Source organism: Desulfurobacterium crinifex, assembly GCF_054656775.1.
The window spans coordinates 961,647-976,360 of record NZ_BAAHXO010000004.1 but is presented as its reverse complement, the minus strand read 5'-3'; the positions used below and the strand labels follow the sequence as shown (position 1 = coordinate 976,360).

At 40.5% G+C, this 14,714-nt stretch carries 13 protein-coding genes; 1 reads left to right on the top strand and 12 read right to left on the bottom strand.

Annotated features, from left to right (window positions below):
- Nucleotides 1-112: 112 nt before the first annotated feature.
- Nucleotides 113-1,915, bottom strand: coding sequence for a translational GTPase TypA (typA, locus tag ACYQ3A_RS07130; protein WP_459896513.1), 1,803 nt, complete (start codon nt 1,913-1,915; stop codon nt 113-115).
- 69 nt (nt 1,916-1,984) lie between these two features.
- On the opposite strand from typA, the gene rlmB reads away from it, so the two are divergent.
- The gene (gene rlmB, locus ACYQ3A_RS07125; protein WP_459896512.1) at nt 1,985-2,701 is read left to right on the top strand and encodes a 23S rRNA (guanosine(2251)-2'-O)-methyltransferase RlmB; all 717 of its coding nucleotides are present in this window, start codon (nt 1,985-1,987) and stop codon (nt 2,699-2,701) included.
- Here the strand turns inward: rlmB and ACYQ3A_RS07120 are convergent.
- The 11 genes from ACYQ3A_RS07120 to hemG all read right to left on the bottom strand — a co-directional run bounded on the left by ACYQ3A_RS07120 (nt 2,693) and on the right by hemG (nt 14,711).
- Complete coding sequence (locus tag ACYQ3A_RS07120) at nt 2,693-3,916, bottom strand: glucose-6-phosphate isomerase (RefSeq protein WP_459896511.1); 1,224 nt, start codon at nt 3,914-3,916, stop codon at nt 2,693-2,695. The genes rlmB and ACYQ3A_RS07120 overlap by 9 nt on opposite strands.
- A gap of 92 nt (nt 3,917-4,008) precedes the next feature.
- Nucleotides 4,009-6,435 carry a phosphoenolpyruvate synthase gene (gene ppsA / locus ACYQ3A_RS07115; protein WP_459896510.1) on the bottom strand — a complete coding sequence of 809 codons (2,427 nt, stop codon included), beginning with the start codon at nt 6,433-6,435 and terminating at the stop codon, nt 4,009-4,011.
- Between the two features lie 50 nt (nt 6,436-6,485).
- Nucleotides 6,486-7,337 (bottom strand): NAD(P)H-binding protein, encoded by an 852-nt coding sequence (locus ACYQ3A_RS07110; protein WP_459896509.1) that lies wholly within the window; start codon nt 7,335-7,337, stop codon nt 6,486-6,488.
- On the bottom strand, nt 7,292-7,414 hold the full coding sequence (locus ACYQ3A_RS07105; protein WP_459896508.1) for a hypothetical protein: 123 nt from the start codon (nt 7,412-7,414) through the stop codon (nt 7,292-7,294). Before ACYQ3A_RS07105 ends, ACYQ3A_RS07110 begins: the two co-directional genes overlap by 46 nt.
- Before the next feature lie 73 nt (nt 7,415-7,487).
- The gene (gene mqnE / locus ACYQ3A_RS07100) at nt 7,488-8,603 is read right to left on the bottom strand and encodes an aminofutalosine synthase MqnE (protein WP_459896507.1); all 1,116 of its coding nucleotides are present in this window, start codon (nt 8,601-8,603) and stop codon (nt 7,488-7,490) included.
- An 8-nt stretch (nt 8,604-8,611) separates the two neighbouring features.
- Complete coding sequence (mqnE, locus tag ACYQ3A_RS07095) at nt 8,612-9,727, bottom strand: aminofutalosine synthase MqnE (protein WP_459896506.1); 1,116 nt, start codon at nt 9,725-9,727, stop codon at nt 8,612-8,614.
- The gene (locus ACYQ3A_RS07090; protein WP_459896505.1) at nt 9,715-10,140 is read right to left on the bottom strand and encodes a metal-dependent transcriptional regulator; all 426 of its coding nucleotides are present in this window, start codon (nt 10,138-10,140) and stop codon (nt 9,715-9,717) included. Before ACYQ3A_RS07090 ends, mqnE (ACYQ3A_RS07095) begins: the two co-directional genes overlap by 13 nt.
- Nucleotides 10,141-10,300: 160 nt before the next feature.
- Entirely contained in the window at nt 10,301-11,767 is a 1,467-nt protein-coding gene (locus ACYQ3A_RS07085; protein ID WP_459896504.1) for an FAD-dependent oxidoreductase, read from the bottom strand.
- 19 nt (nt 11,768-11,786) lie between these two features.
- The gene (gene trpD / locus ACYQ3A_RS07080) at nt 11,787-12,818 is read right to left on the bottom strand and encodes an anthranilate phosphoribosyltransferase (protein ID WP_459896503.1); all 1,032 of its coding nucleotides are present in this window, start codon (nt 12,816-12,818) and stop codon (nt 11,787-11,789) included.
- A 15-nt stretch (nt 12,819-12,833) separates the two neighbouring features.
- A complete protein-coding gene (locus ACYQ3A_RS07075) occupies nt 12,834-13,271 on the bottom strand; it encodes a GIY-YIG nuclease family protein (protein ID WP_459896502.1) in 438 nt (145 codons plus the stop codon).
- Nucleotides 13,272-13,337: 66 nt separating this feature from the next.
- The gene (gene hemG / locus ACYQ3A_RS07070) at nt 13,338-14,711 is read right to left on the bottom strand and encodes a protoporphyrinogen oxidase (protein WP_459896501.1); all 1,374 of its coding nucleotides are present in this window, start codon (nt 14,709-14,711) and stop codon (nt 13,338-13,340) included.
- Nucleotides 14,712-14,714 lie beyond the last annotated feature (3 nt).

Here is a 14,714-nt window from a genome sequence, read left to right as displayed (position 1 = left end):
ATAGGTAGTGACAGCAACTTGAATAAGTTTTATAGAAACCGAGAGGAGGATCAACCTCCTCTTCGGCATGGTTTTTACTTTTTGATAAAGCTGCTTTAATCTGCTCAATTCTCTATCCCATTCTCTGCTTCTGGTACCTCTTCCTCTCATTTGGATCGAGAAACTTCTTCCTGAGTCTGATAGACTCTGGAGTTACTTCAACGAGCTCATCTTCTTCAATCCACTCTAAAGCTCTTTCAAGTGTCATCTCAATGGGTGGAGCAAGTTTTATAGCTTCATCACTTCCAGCAGCTCTGATATTTGTCAGTCTCTTACCTCTTATAGGATTAACGTCGATGTCTCCTTCCCTATTGTGCTCGCCGATAATCATTCCTTTATAGACTTTATCTCCTGGTTTTACAAAGAGCTTTCCTCTATCCTGAAGGTTGTAGAGGGCGTATGCTGTTGCAACGCCATTTTCCATTGAAACAATTGCTCCGTTCTTACGTCTATAAGGAGCTCCCGAAAACTCTCTAAACTCTAAAAAGGTGCTGTTCATTATTCCTTCACCCTTTGTGTCTGTGAGAAACTCACTTCTGTAGCCTATCAAACCCCTTGAAGGAATGACAAACTCAATTCTGGTTCTTCCTGCTCCCATTGGAGACATGGAAACCATTTCACCTTTTCTTTTTCCAATTTTCTCAATAACAGCTCCTGTAAACTCGTCTGGAATATCAACAACGAGGAGCTCAAAAGGCTCCAGCTTTTTACCATTCTCCTCTTTAACGATAACTTCAGGTCTGCTTATCGAGAACTCGTAGCCCTCTCGCCTTAGAGTCTCTGCAAGAATAGCAATCTGGAGTTCCCCTCTTCCAGAAACCTTGAATTTTCCTTCTCCGAGCTCCTCAAATTTCATCGCAACGTTTGCTCTCATCTCTCTCTGAAGTCTGTCCTTCAACTTTGTGGCGGTTACATGCTTTCCTTCCGTTCCAGCAAGAGGCGAATCGTTAACACTTATAAAGACACTTATTGTTGGCTCTTCTATATGAAGTGGAGATAGAGGAACTGGATTCTCGTAGTCTGCAATTGTGTCACCGATGTTGAGCTCCTCAAACCCTGCAACTGCAACGATGTCACCAACAGGTACCTCGTCAACTTCAAGCCTCTCAAGACCTTTAAATGTGTAGAGCTTTGTAATCCTTCCTTCTCTAATCTCTCCGTTCTGCCCAATGACTTTGGCTGCCATTCCCCTCTTAACTATTCCGTTGAAAACCCTCGCAATTCCAATTCTTCCAACGTAATTGTCGTAATCAAGTGTAAAGACCTGCATCTGAAGTGGAGCATCAGGAGAGCCAGATGGTTCAGGAATATGGCTGATTATCGTTTCAAAGAGCGGTATCAAATCGTTATTATCTTCTTCAAGGTTGAGTTTGGCATACCCGTTCTTCGCAGATGCATAGATAACTGGAAAATCCAACTGCTCCTCAGTAGCGTCCATATCAACGAACAGGTCAAAAACTTCATCAACAACTCTATCAGGCTCGGCTGCAGGTTTATCTATCTTGTTAACAACGAGAATCGGTTTAAGTCCAAGAGAAAGTGCTTTCCTGACAACAAACTTTGTCTGAGGCATAACTCCTTCTTGAGCATCAACAAGGAGCAGAACCCCATCAACCATTTTCAGAACCCTTTCAACTTCACCGCTGAAGTCTGAGTGGCCGGGAGTATCAATTATGTTTATCTTGTAGTCTCTGTAGAAAATAGCTGTGTTCTTTGAGAGGATAGTTATTCCCCTTTCTCTCTCAAGATCAAAAGAATCAAGAACTCTCTCTTCTTCAAGCTTCCTTAGGGTTCCGCTCTGCTTCAGCATCTCATCAACAAGTGTAGTTTTCCCATGGTCAACGTGGGCAATTACTGCAATATTCTTAATTTTCATGAGCTCTTCTCCAGTCTTTATTTTGGATTGATAAAAAGTATGAGAAAATTGAAACTTAACAAGGAGGAAGTGTTGAATCTGGTTATCTGGGGACGTAATACGGTTGAAGAAGCGATAAAGTCTGGAAAGAGGTTAGAAAAGCTTTACCTTCAGTATGGTCACTATTTTGAGCCTAATTTCCTCAACTGGTTAAAGAAGAAAAACGTTAAATTTCAGTGGGTAAAGAAACAGCAGCTCGAAAAGCTGGCGAAAACTAAGAAACATCAGGGAATAGTGGCAATCCTATCACCAATAGATTACGTTTCTCCCGAAGAGTTATTCAAGAAAACTATTGTAACAAACAGTTTTTTCGTCGTTCTTGACGGAATAACAGAACCTCAGAATTTAGGAGCTATCGCCAGAACTGTAGAGTCTTTTGGAGGAGTTGGAATCCTTTTACCAGAAAAGGGTTCTGCACCGATAAACGAGGTCGCTGTTAAATCATCATCAGGAGCTCTTTTTCATCTAATGGTTTCAAGGGTTTCTTCCCTATCTGAAGCTCTATTCTACTTTAAAGAGCTCGGTGGTAAACTCTATGCTGTTGAAACAGGCGGAGAGGACATAAGAAATATCAAACTTCAAAAACCCTTAGGACTTATCCTTGGTTCCGAGGGAAGGGGTATAGAAAGAGCCCTTCTGAAACTTTCAGATAAGATAGTAACAATCCCAACCGTTGGGAAAACCCCATCCCTCAACGTCTCGGTAGCAGCAGGAATAACTATCTGGAACGTGTTTGCATCAAGTTAAAGAACCTATCTCTAAATTTTTGAGTTTTTCGTAAGCTATCTTTTTCCCGATCTCCACCGCAGGCTGACCATAAGGATTTACTCCCATAAGCTTTGCAATGATTACTGTAGCCATCATATAACTCATGAATATGTATCCCATATTCCATGGAGAAAGTTCATCCATCCTGATCTGAACCACCGGTCTCCCACGACTTAGAAGAGCTTTAACTGTTCCCTCAAACTCTGCTCTCATAACGTCTGAAAGTTTTTTATTTGATATGAAATCAAGTATCTCTGTTTTTTCGGGAAGAGAAATATTTTCAGGGTAATTTTCAATCATGAAAAACTGGTAAACCTTGTCATCCTGACCATCCATAAAGAGTTGAAGAACCGAATGTTGAGAGGAGGTTCCTATTGCTTTCATAGGTGTTTGACCTTTTCCATCTTTCCCAAGACTTTCTGCCCAGAGCTGAGCGTACCACTCAGTAAACTCTTTCAAATAGTTTGAATAAGCCATTATTACAGAAATTGTCCTATTCTTGAGATAGTGAAGATATTTATAAACTCCCAGACGAATTACAGGTTCTGGATTTTCAACTGCTGAACGCGCTCCGCTCAATAATTCCTCAATGCTATAGTCTATAAATTCAGCAGGTACAAGCCCCACAGATGTTAAAACAGAAAACCTTCCACCAATTTCTGGAGGAATAGAAAAGAAAAGTGAATCAAGTCTACTTGCCAACTCCTCAAAACTATTTCCTGGATCCCCAATAAAAATCATGTGTCTTCCAGGATTTTCAATTTTCCTTTTCTGAAACTCATTGATTATGATGTTCAACAGAGTAACTGTCTCAAGAGTCCTTCCTGACTTACTGATAAAGGCAAAAGCTGTTTTCCTCCAATCAATTGAATCCAAAGACCTCTTTATATAAGTAGGATCTACATTGTCAAAAAAGATCAGCTTCCTACCATAAACAGGCTCTCCAGCCGTTACAGTGTTGTAAATGGCTTTTGTTCCAAGGGAAGAACCTCCCATACCTACAACCACAAGAGTATCAAATCTGTCTTTAAAATCTCCCATTGTTCTTTTGATTTCTCCCAGATCTGTCTGTAGAGATTTAATAAATGGCATTTCATTCTCATTTATCAGACCGTAAAGATTCTGTTCTTCTATCATTCTCTGAATATCCAATTCTGAAATACCAGATCCATCAAATGAGAAAACCACCGCCATTCCCCTTCCTCCTTAGTTAAACTATGGAATATCTACACTCACCTGTCCTTCTAAGCATTATATCAAAAACCGCAACACTTTTTCTTCCACCTTCAGTGAACTCCAAGCTCTTTTTCAATCTCATAAACAGCTTTGATAACTTCAAGGATTGAGTCGGGATTAATCGATATAGAATCGATCCCTTTTTCAACCAGAAATTTGGCAAAACCTGGATGGTCTGAAGGAGCCTGACCACATATTCCGACTTTCCTTCCATACCTCTTACCGTTTTCAATAGCCCAAGCAACCATTCTTTTAACGGCTCCGTTTCTCTCATCGTAAAGATGAGCAACAAGGTTGGAATCTCTATCTACTCCGAGTGTTAGCTGTGTAAGGTCGTTTGAACCGATCGAAAAGCCGTCAAAGATTTCAGCAAACTGTTCACCAAGAATGACATTTGAAGGTATCTCACACATCACATAAATTTCTAAACCATCTTTCCCTCTTTCAAGCCCATACTCTTTCATAACTTCCTGTACCCTTCTTCCCTCCTCAGGAGTCCTACAAAAAGGAATCATCACTATAACGTTTCTCAGTCCCATTTCCTCTCTAACTTTCTTTATGGCAAGACATTCAAGACCAAAAGCCTCTTTAAACTGAGGGGAATAGTACCTTGAAGCACCTCTCCATCCGAGCATCGGATTCTCTTCCTTAGGTTCAAAGTATTTCCCACCTAATAGACTTGCATACTCGTTTGACTTAAAGTCTGAAAACCTTACAACTACCGGTTTTGGATAGAAAGCAGCAGCAATCTTTGCAATACCAAAGGAAAGTTTATCGACGTAGAACTGTCTTTTATCATCATAACCAACCGTTTTCTTCTCTATCTCTTCTGCAAGCTCAGGATCTCTTTCCTTAATCTCCTCAAAGTTTATAAGAGCATTAGGATGAATCCCTATGTAGTTGTTTATGATGAACTCTTCCCTTGCAAGTCCAACTCCACTGTTTGGAAGAAACGAAAGATCAAATGCTCCTTCCGGTGTTGCTATGTTAAACATTATCGGAGTTTTTGGCTCTGGAAGAGTTGAAAGGTCAACCTCCTCAACTTCATAGGCAATCTTTCCATCATAGACATACCCTGTAGTCCCTTCAGCACAGGAAACTGTAACATACTGTCCCTCTTTGAGAACCTCTGTTGCATTGCCAGTTCCAATAACAGCAGGGACTCCCAATTCTCTTGCAACTATCGCTGCATGGCAGGTTCTGCCTCCTCTATTTGTAATAATTGCAGCTGCCTTTTTCATTATCGGTCCCCAGTCAGGGTCGGTCATATCTGTTACCAGTATATCCCCTTCTTCAAATTTATCTGCATCCTCAACAGACAGGAGAATTTTTACCTTTCCTTCTGCTACCTTTCTTCCAATAGCTATACCAGAAACAAGTACTTTCTCTTTTCTTTCCTCAGGCGGTTCAGTTATCCTGTAGATCGTTAATTTGTTATGGCCACTGCGGGAATGAATTGTCTCAGGTCTTGCCTGAAGGATGTAAAGTCTATTAAGTTCCCCATCCTTTGCCCACTCCACATCCATAGGTGTCCAGCTTTTGTTCCTTTGAGAATAATAGTTCTCTATCTCAACTATCCAGTTAGCAAGAGTCAGAACTTCGTCATCCGTAAGACAGAACTTTTTTCTGTCCTCAGGGGAAACAGCAACCTCCTTCGTTGGCTCCTCTTCACTATCACCGTATATCATTTTTATCTTTTTATCACCAAGCTTTTTCTCTATTATTGACTTGTAACCTTCCTTCAGCGTTGGTTTAAAAACAAGCCACTCATCAGGAGTAACAGCACCTTTAACAATCATCTCCCCAAGACCATAAGAACCTGTAATGAGGACTACGTCTTTAAATCCACTCTCAGTCTCAACTGAAAAACCAACACCCGCTGAAGCTAAATCCGACCTGACCATTTTTTGAACGCCCGCAGATAGAGCAACCTTGAAGTGATCAAAACCAAAAGCTTCTCTGTAAGAGATTGCCCTATCTGTAAAAAGAGAAGCAAAGCAGTTCTTTATTGCGTTAAGAAGATTTTCAATGCCCCTGATGTTTAAGAATGTCTCCTGTTGACCAGCGAAAGAAGCTTCGGGCAAGTCCTCTGCAGTAGCGGAGGACCTTACTGCAACGTCAACATTTTCTGTGTTGTATCTCTCCGAAAGTTCAAAGTAGTACTCTTTTATTAAGTTTTCTAAATCCTTTGGAAATTTGCCGTTACTTATCAGTTCCCTTATTTTCTCTGCTCTTCTGGAAAGATCATCAATATCGTTTATATCAAGTCCCTTAAGAATTTCCTTTATTCTATCAACGAGACTATTGTAGTCTAAGAAATATCTATAGGCATTCGCTGTTACAATAAAGGCATCTGGAATATTTATACCTTTTGGAGAAAGAACTCTCATCATTTCACCAAGAGAGGCGTTTTTCCCCCCAACGAGAGGAACATCTTCAATACCAACTTCTTCAAGCCAAAGAACCAGTTTTTCCATCTCTCCCTCCACTCTTCTTCATTTATTCATTCTATCAAACATACCTATAGCTAATCACAAACCAGTCCCGGTAAAGGCGTTATTCCCAAATTTTTAAAGCCATCAACCAAACAAACGTTATCCATCTCCATCATGTAGTATTGATCAAGAGTCATTCCAACACCAAGGAAAGCAAGCGGCAGAAGAATCTGCTTTGGAGCTTCTATTACTATTCTTCTTTTGCCAACACAAGAAAGGACAAATTGAAAGAGTTCCTTCAGAGAGACCACTTTTTTCCCACAGAGTTCATAAGTTCCTGTTATATCTTCAAATATTGCTTTCCTTATTGCCCTAACAACATCCTTTACATTTACCGGCTGAACTCTGTACTTCGGGACAATGATCAAAGGAGTAAGTTTTGAAATCAACTTCAGATCTTCAAAAAGCTTCTGTCCTCTCCCCATAACTATTGATGGTCTAAAAATCACGTAAGAAATACCAGACTGCTTTATGTATTCTTCAGCCTGAAACTTTGTCCTGTAATATCTGCTTTTCGTTTTATCAGTAACGCCAAGGGCTGAAATCTGAATAAACTTTTTGACTCCCGATTTTAAAGAAGCATCAACCAATAGCTTTGTATAGTGAAAGTGAACTTTTTCAAAGGTTCCTTCTTTTGATTCTTTCAGAATTCCAAGAAAGTTGATAACTACTTTAGGTCTATAGATTTCAACTGCCCTCTGGAGGTTTTCTTCTGAGAAAGGAATAAAAGTAGCTGAAGGATACTTCTCTTTTACTTTTTCATTTCTCGAAATGAGAAGGAGCTCCTCCTCCGGGAGCTCACTTATAAGGTGGGTTGCAATAAACCCCGAAGCACCTGTTATGAGGATTTTTGCTTTTTCTTCTCTTCTAACGTGTGTTTCCATGCCAGTATCGCAAAAGAGAGTGGTAGAGCTATTGCAATAATTGTACAGATTATTCCAAGGATTGTATTCTCAGACATCTTTACCCCCAGAACAGATTATCTGGGTAATAATATACTAATTTCACAATAAAGACAAAAAGATAAAGTTTTGCTAATCATATATTTTTATAACGTTATAGAGAGTATCCCTCTCAACAGGAATCTTTCCTGCTTCCTTTATAAGCTTTATGAGTCTATTCTTTGGCATGTACTCTCCAGCTTTTGCTCCGGCAGCTTGAGTAATATCCTCCTCCGTAACTGTTCCATCTATGTCATCAGCTCCAAACTGGAGAGCAACCTGAGCAATTTTCTCTCCTAACATTATCCAGTAAGCCTTTACGTGCGGAAAGTTATCAAGGAGAAGCCTTGAAACGGCTATAGTCTTAAGCTCATCAACTCCCGTTGTATAAGCTGCTCCGGGAATCTCCGTATTAAGAGGATGGAAAGCAAGTGGAATAAAAGTTTGAAAACCTCCCGTTTCATCCTGAGCTTCTCTCAGTCTCAAAAGGTGATCAACTCTATCAGCGTAACTTTCAATATGTCCAAAGAGCATCGTTGCGTTTGACTTCAAACCAAGTCTATGAGCAGTTTTATGAATTTCTATATACTCTTCACCAGATATTTTGTCTGGACAGATTTTCTTCCTTATCTCTTCTCTTAATATCTCTCCGCCGCCTCCTGGAATTGAACCAAGTCCCGCCTCTATCAAGTCTTTTAAAGTTTCATCAATGCTTCTTTTTCCCTTCTCCGCTATGTATTTGATTTCCTCAGCGGTATAGGCTTTTATGTGAATGTCCGGAAAGTTCTCCTTAACAGCTCTCACTATTCCAACGTACTCATCGTATCCCCACTCTGGATGAAGCCCTCCAACAATGTGAACTTCTGTAAGTCCAGGATTCTGTTTTCTGTAACCCTTCAGTTTTTTCAATATCTCCTCAACAGTTAGCTCGTAAGCTCCCTCTTCTCCTTTTTTCTTTCTGAAGGCACAGAATTTGCATGTTCCAACGCAGATATTTGTAGGAGTTATGTGGACATTAACATTGAAATAGGCAAATTCGCCATTCTTCTTCTCAGCAACATAATTCCCAAGAAGTCCCAGAACCGGAAGGTCAAAGGAATTGAAGAGTGTCAGTCCATCTTCAAAGGAGAGTCTTTCTCCGGAAAAAACCTTTTCAACAATAGGAATTAACTTTTTATCCTTTACAAGAGAAAGAATAACCTCTTCCATCAGCACCCCTAATCGTAGACTTTGAGAACGTTATAAACTGTATCCCTCTCCACAGGTACTTTTCCAGCTTCTTTTATAAGCTTTATGAGTCTCTCTTTCGGCAGAAAAGAACCTGTGTTTGCACCCGCAGAGTGGGTAATTGACTCCTCAACAACAGTTCCATCAAGGTCATCAACTCCAAAATGAAGGGAAACCTGAGCAAGCTTCTCTCCAAGCATTATCCAGAAAGCCCTTATATGAGAAAAGTTGTCTAAGATAAGTCTTGCAACAGCAAGCATCTTGAGGTCATCAAATCCAGTTGTTAGATTGCCACCGAGTTCGGTGTTCTCTGGATGGTAGGCAAAAGAGATAAAAGCCTGAAAGCCTCCAGTCTCGTCCTGGAGCTCCCTCAGTCTCAAAAGGTGGTCAATTCTATCTTTATAACTCTCAATGTGACCATAGAGGATTGAAGCATTTGTTTTTAAACCGAATCTATGAGCAGTTCTGTGAATCTCAAGGTACTTAGCAGAAGAAAGCTTCTCTGGACAGAGTTTCTTTCTTAGCTCCTCGTTGAAAATCTCAGCTCCACCACCGGGCAGTGAACCAAGTCCCGCCTCTATTAAATCGTGAAGAACCTCCTCAACACTCTTCCCAGAAATCCTTGAGAGATAATCAATTTCCTCTGCGGTAAACGCCTGGATGTGAACATTCGGGAAATTCTTCTTTATTTCTTTCAAAAGAGTTATGTAATAATCGTACTTCCAGTCCGGATGTAGACCACTAACTATGTGGACTTCGGAAACACCTTTGAAAGATTCAATCTTTCTCAAAACTTCTTCTATTGACAGCTCATAAGAACCAGCATCTCCCCTACGCCTTCTAAAGGCGCAAAACTTACAGCTTCCAACACAGATATTTGTAAGGTTTACATGTCTATTAACAACAAAATAGACAAGATTTCCGTTCTTTTTCCTATTTACAAAATCAGCAAGCCTTCCAAGAGTTAAAAGGTCTTCTGTCTCAAAAAGCTTAACTCCATCCTCAAACGAGAGCCTTTCACCGGATAGAACTCTCTCTGCTATCGGAATGAGCTCTTTATCCTCCACAAGCTCTGGAACAAAGAATTCAGTCACTATTCCTTCCATACAAACCCCTTAAACTCTTCAGAAAGTCCTTTCTCCTTGAAGAACTCAATTAATCTTTGAATTCTCTCAACTGTCTCCTTCGAAAGGTGGTGCTCCATTAAACACCCTTCTTCCTCTGCAACTTCTGGTGGAAGTTGAAGAACAGTTTTCATGAAATCTATGAGAACTTCGTGCTTTTTGTAGAGACTCTCTGCATAATCCTTTCCCTTTTCGGTTGTCCTGACGTAGCCATAGGGTTCATAGAAGATATATCCCCTTTCTGAAAGCCTCCTCAAAACCTCAGTAACCGTCGGCATTTTTACGTTTCTCTCTTTGGCTATTTCCTTAACCCTTGCAACACCGTTCCTCTTCTCTATGAGGTAGATTGTCTCAAGGTAATCCTCAAGCCTTGGAGCTAACTTTTCCTCTTTCATTGTCTCCTCTGATAACTTAGTTAGGTATTTCTAAATTATAAAATATAACAATTTAAAATCTCATAATAAATAACCTCAAGGTGTTCAATCGTGCTGTCATTCTTCTGGCTTTACCCTCAAAACGACGATAAAGTATCTTTTTGACAGAGTACCAACAATTTTAACTCTTAACCTTTATTCCACAATGTTGGCACAGTGAAGCTTCAGAAACTATAGAAAGATTCTTTCCTGAAGTTCTCTCTGGTTTTAGTCTGTAAAAGTCAACCATAAACCATGCTCTATCCCACAGACCAAGCCTTTTAAGAATTTCATAGGCTGCAGTCCTTCCATCTCTAACTGCCTCAATTACAGAAGAGACACCGTTGAGGGAATCTCCAACTACAAAGATCCCGTTTTCAAAAAGTTTTTCTCCCGAAACACCAAAAGTTTCAAAAATCTCTCTATCCTTCTCAAAACCAATGGCAGGAACTAAATAATCAAACTCAACCTCTCCGCAAGAGAATCTAATTTTGTTATCTTCAATCAGTTCCGGCTGGCAGTTTGTATAGATTCTCACTCCCTCTCTCACAGCAGTGTCTACCTCTCTCTGCTGAGCTCTCACATTTTTAGTCTCTCCTCTATAGAAGACAAGGGCTTCTCCACCATTTCGAACTGTAAGCCTTGCAACATCAAAGGCTGTATCTCCTGCTCCAACGATTACAACTCTCTTAGCCTTTAATTCCGGTGGAGTTTTCAAAAATGAAAGAGGATAAAGAATCACTGGATTCCCTTTGATTGGAATATCCAGCTTCTTTGCCTTTTGAGCTCCAGTTGCAATGACAATGAAATCGTAGCCTTCCAGCTTTGATCTGATTTCGCTGTTTAAGAAAACCTTAATGTTTTTAAACGAGGTTATGAACTCAATTTCCCTTCGTAGAAAAGCTTTATCAAGTTTAAAGTCGGGTATCAGGTTTAAAAGTCCTCCAAGCTCACCTTCCTTTTCAAAAAGCTCAACTTTCACACCTGTTGAGGCAAGGTAGTAAGCTACGGTTAATCCAGCAGCCCCTCCACCTATGACAGCAACTTTTCTATCAACAATTGGAAAGACTGGGTCTCTCTCTATTATTTCAATTTCCTCAAGGACTCTTCTCCCAAACTCTCTGTGAACCTCTCTTATCCTAAGTGGTCTCTCAGGAAGAACTCCACACTTTGTTTCGCACTGAGCAGGACAGATCTCTCCAAGAGTAAAGGAAAAGGGAGCTCGTGTCACAAAAGAACCAAAAGCCTTTCTGAAATCTCCTATACTTGAGTAGCTCATAAAAGTTGGAACGTTGACGTTCGCAGGACAGAAATCCTCACAGGGAGAAGTTTCCCTTTTAGCCCCTCTTCTGGCATCAAGAGCCTGAATGACGTAGAGGAGAAGCTGAGCCAGAACAAGTGTAACTGAACCATAGTTAATTCCAAATCCTATGAGGTAGAGGTAATAAAAAGGAAAGAGAAAAATCAAAAGAAACGAAATTCCGGAAACCCAGCGTTTCTGGTAGAGTTGTCCAAGTCCTGGGAACAGAAGTGAAAGGTAGAAAGCTTTTTTGCGCTCTTTTAGAATCTTTTTTCCTTTTATATGAAACTCAAAATCGGGAAAGTTCACTGCTTTTAGCCCCTTGATGCTAAAAACTGTTTGTCACTTTAACGACTTTACAGAGGAGCTCGTAAGGCTTTCCTTCCTCTATAATTGAATTGGCAAGCTCTATCCCCTCTTCTACAGAGCTTACTTTCTCTGCTGCAAGGAGTGCAAAAGCAGCATTTAGGAGAACAACGTTTCTCTTTGCTCCTTTCTCTTCTCCCGTCAGAACTCTTCTGACAATTTCCTTGTTCTCTTCCAGGGTTTCGCCACCCTTTATCTCCTCAAAAGAGGCTCGCCTGATGCCAAAATCCTCTGGAGAGACTACGTAGCTCTTTATATCACCGTTTGAAATTTCTGTAATCTTTGTCACGTCGCAGATGGTTATCTCGTCTGTTCCATCTTTCCCATGAACGATAAAGGCTTTTTTAGTTCCAAGCTTCAAGAGAACTTCACCCAACTTTTCAGTCAGGTAGTCTGCAAAGACTCCCATGAGCTGTCTCTTAGCTCCAGCCGGATTTGTCATTGGACCAAGGAGGTTAAAAACCGTTCTAATTCCAAGCTCTTTTCTCGGTCTTACAACAGAAGCCATTGCAGGATGAAACTTTGGAGCAAACATAAATCCAAAGTTTGTCTCTTCTATACACTTTGCAACCTGCTCCGGCGTCAGATCTATTTTCACCCCAAAAGCTTCTAAGATATCTGCACTTCCGCACTTGCTCGAGACAGACCTGTTTCCATGCTTTGCAACAGGAACACCGCAGGCAGCAACAACAAGGGCAACGGTTGTAGATATGTTAAAGGTTCCTCTCAAATCTCCACCGGTTCCACAGGTGTCAACTATTCTCTCCCTTATATCTTCGGAAAGCGGAACTTTCAGGCTCTTCTCTCTCATTACAGAAGTTGCACCTGCTATCTCCTCTGTTGCCTCTCCCTTTGATCTGAGAGCAACTAAGATTCCGGCTATCTGAACGTCTGTCAGTTTTCCATCCATTATCTGTGTGAAAAGGTCTCTTGTTTCCTCAAAAGAGAGATTTTGCTTTTCAACGAGCTTATTTAGAATCTCTTTAACTTCCATCTTCTTCTCCGCCTGTCAGATTTCGAAAATTTTAACATTGAATTCTTCAAGCAACCGTTTTCTTAAGTTTTCAATTTCACTAACTCTGAATAAGTGAGATGGACAGTTACAATCGGTTGAACCAAAACCGATAATAGGTTTTTCTGTCTCAGATATTAAATTGGCTAAGGAACATTCAACTTTTTTATCTTCAATAATCCAAATCTCAAGGACTTTAAAAGAATTGTCCGTTGAAATGAAATCTAAATGCCAGTGCTTTTTCTTTTCCTTTTTGAGATGTCTTGAAATTCTTTTCCTTAAACCACCGCTCCCAAAGGCTGAACCAACATAAACATAAATGCCTTTCTTGAGTGAAAACTGTTTACCGCTTTTAACTTTGAATGAAAGAGTGTCTATCACAAAAAGAATGCAATAAGTTCCTTTTGTTTCCGGAAACTCAAAGCTGAAGCTCATTAAAGAGTCTCTCTATCCCGCCTTATAGCTTCAATAGCTGAGACTTCCCAGTCACTCAACCTAACCTTAGCCAACAAGAATTCTCCTTGCAACCTCTTCTGCTGCTTTCGTGCAGTCGTTGACCCCAACTCCAGTGTAGGCATTGTTGCAAAGATAAAGACCGGGATATTTACCAATTAGTTTAAATATTCTTTCCACCTTCTCAGTATGTCCAACCGTATAGTGTGGAATACCCTTTTTGTGCTTGAAGACCTTTATCTTTTCTGGATAGTGGCGGATTTTCATTATTCTTTTGAGCTCTTTGAGAGCAATGTTTACAAGCTCATCATCTGGCAGGAGTGCAAGTTCAGGCTGTCTTGCACCACCTATCATAACTCTTATCAGGACTTTCCCTTCTGGAGCTCTATTTGGAAAGACCGAACTATCCCAGAGAGCTCCAAGGATCTTTCTCTTTTCACTCCTTGGAATAAGGAAACCAAAACCATCAAGGTTGTGTCCAAGTCCTCTCTTTTCAAATCCAAGAGCAACAACGGAAATTGGAGAGTACTCTATCTCTGAAAGGAGCTTAGAAAGTTCTGGATCCAGATCTTTTAAAAATTTAGCAGTTACATAAGCCGGCGTTGAAAGGACAACAGCTTCAAAAGTTTCTTCATAAACTTCATTCCCTTTTTTATACTTTATCTTCCAGCCTTCCTCTACTCTATCAAGACCTAAGATTTCCACTCCTGTCTCAACAGAATCTCGTAGGAACTCACTTAGAGAATCAATTAAATCTTTTACTCCTCCTTTAAAGGAAGTGAGAACTCCTCCGGGACCTGCTGGACCGCTTGACTTCTTCCCACTCTTCTTTGCTTCTTTCATCTTTGCTATGAGACCCTTTATAAGACCTCCATACTGTTTCTCAAGGTAATAGATGGCTGGAAAGGAGGCTTTGAGGCTGAGTCTGTCAGGGTCTCCAGCAAAAATTCCCGCAACCATTGGATCAAGGAGCTTCTCAAGGGCTTCCTCTCCGATTCTCCGCCTTGCAAATTCTGAGAGACTTTCATCCTTAGGATCTTTTTTCGGTGGGACAAGAAACTCTCCAACAAGCCTCAGTTTTCCTTTCCACGAAAGTAAATAAGAACTGAGAAAAGCTATCGGATTTTCAGGAAGCCTTACAAGTCTTCCATCTGTGTATATGAACCTCTTCCTTGCTTTGTCAGAGCTCCTGTAGAGCTTACTCTCAATTTCAAGCTCTTTCACAAGGTTTAGAGTGTAGGGTTTTCCATCAAGAAAGCCATTTGGCCCTGTTTCTATTATGTAACCATCCTCATGGAGCGTTTTCATCTTACCGCCGCAAGTTTCTTCCCTTTCAAAGACTTTGACTTCAGCTCCACCCTTTCGTAGGTAGAAAGCTACTGAAAGTCCGGAAATTCCAGCTCCTATAACGGCAACCTTCACAAA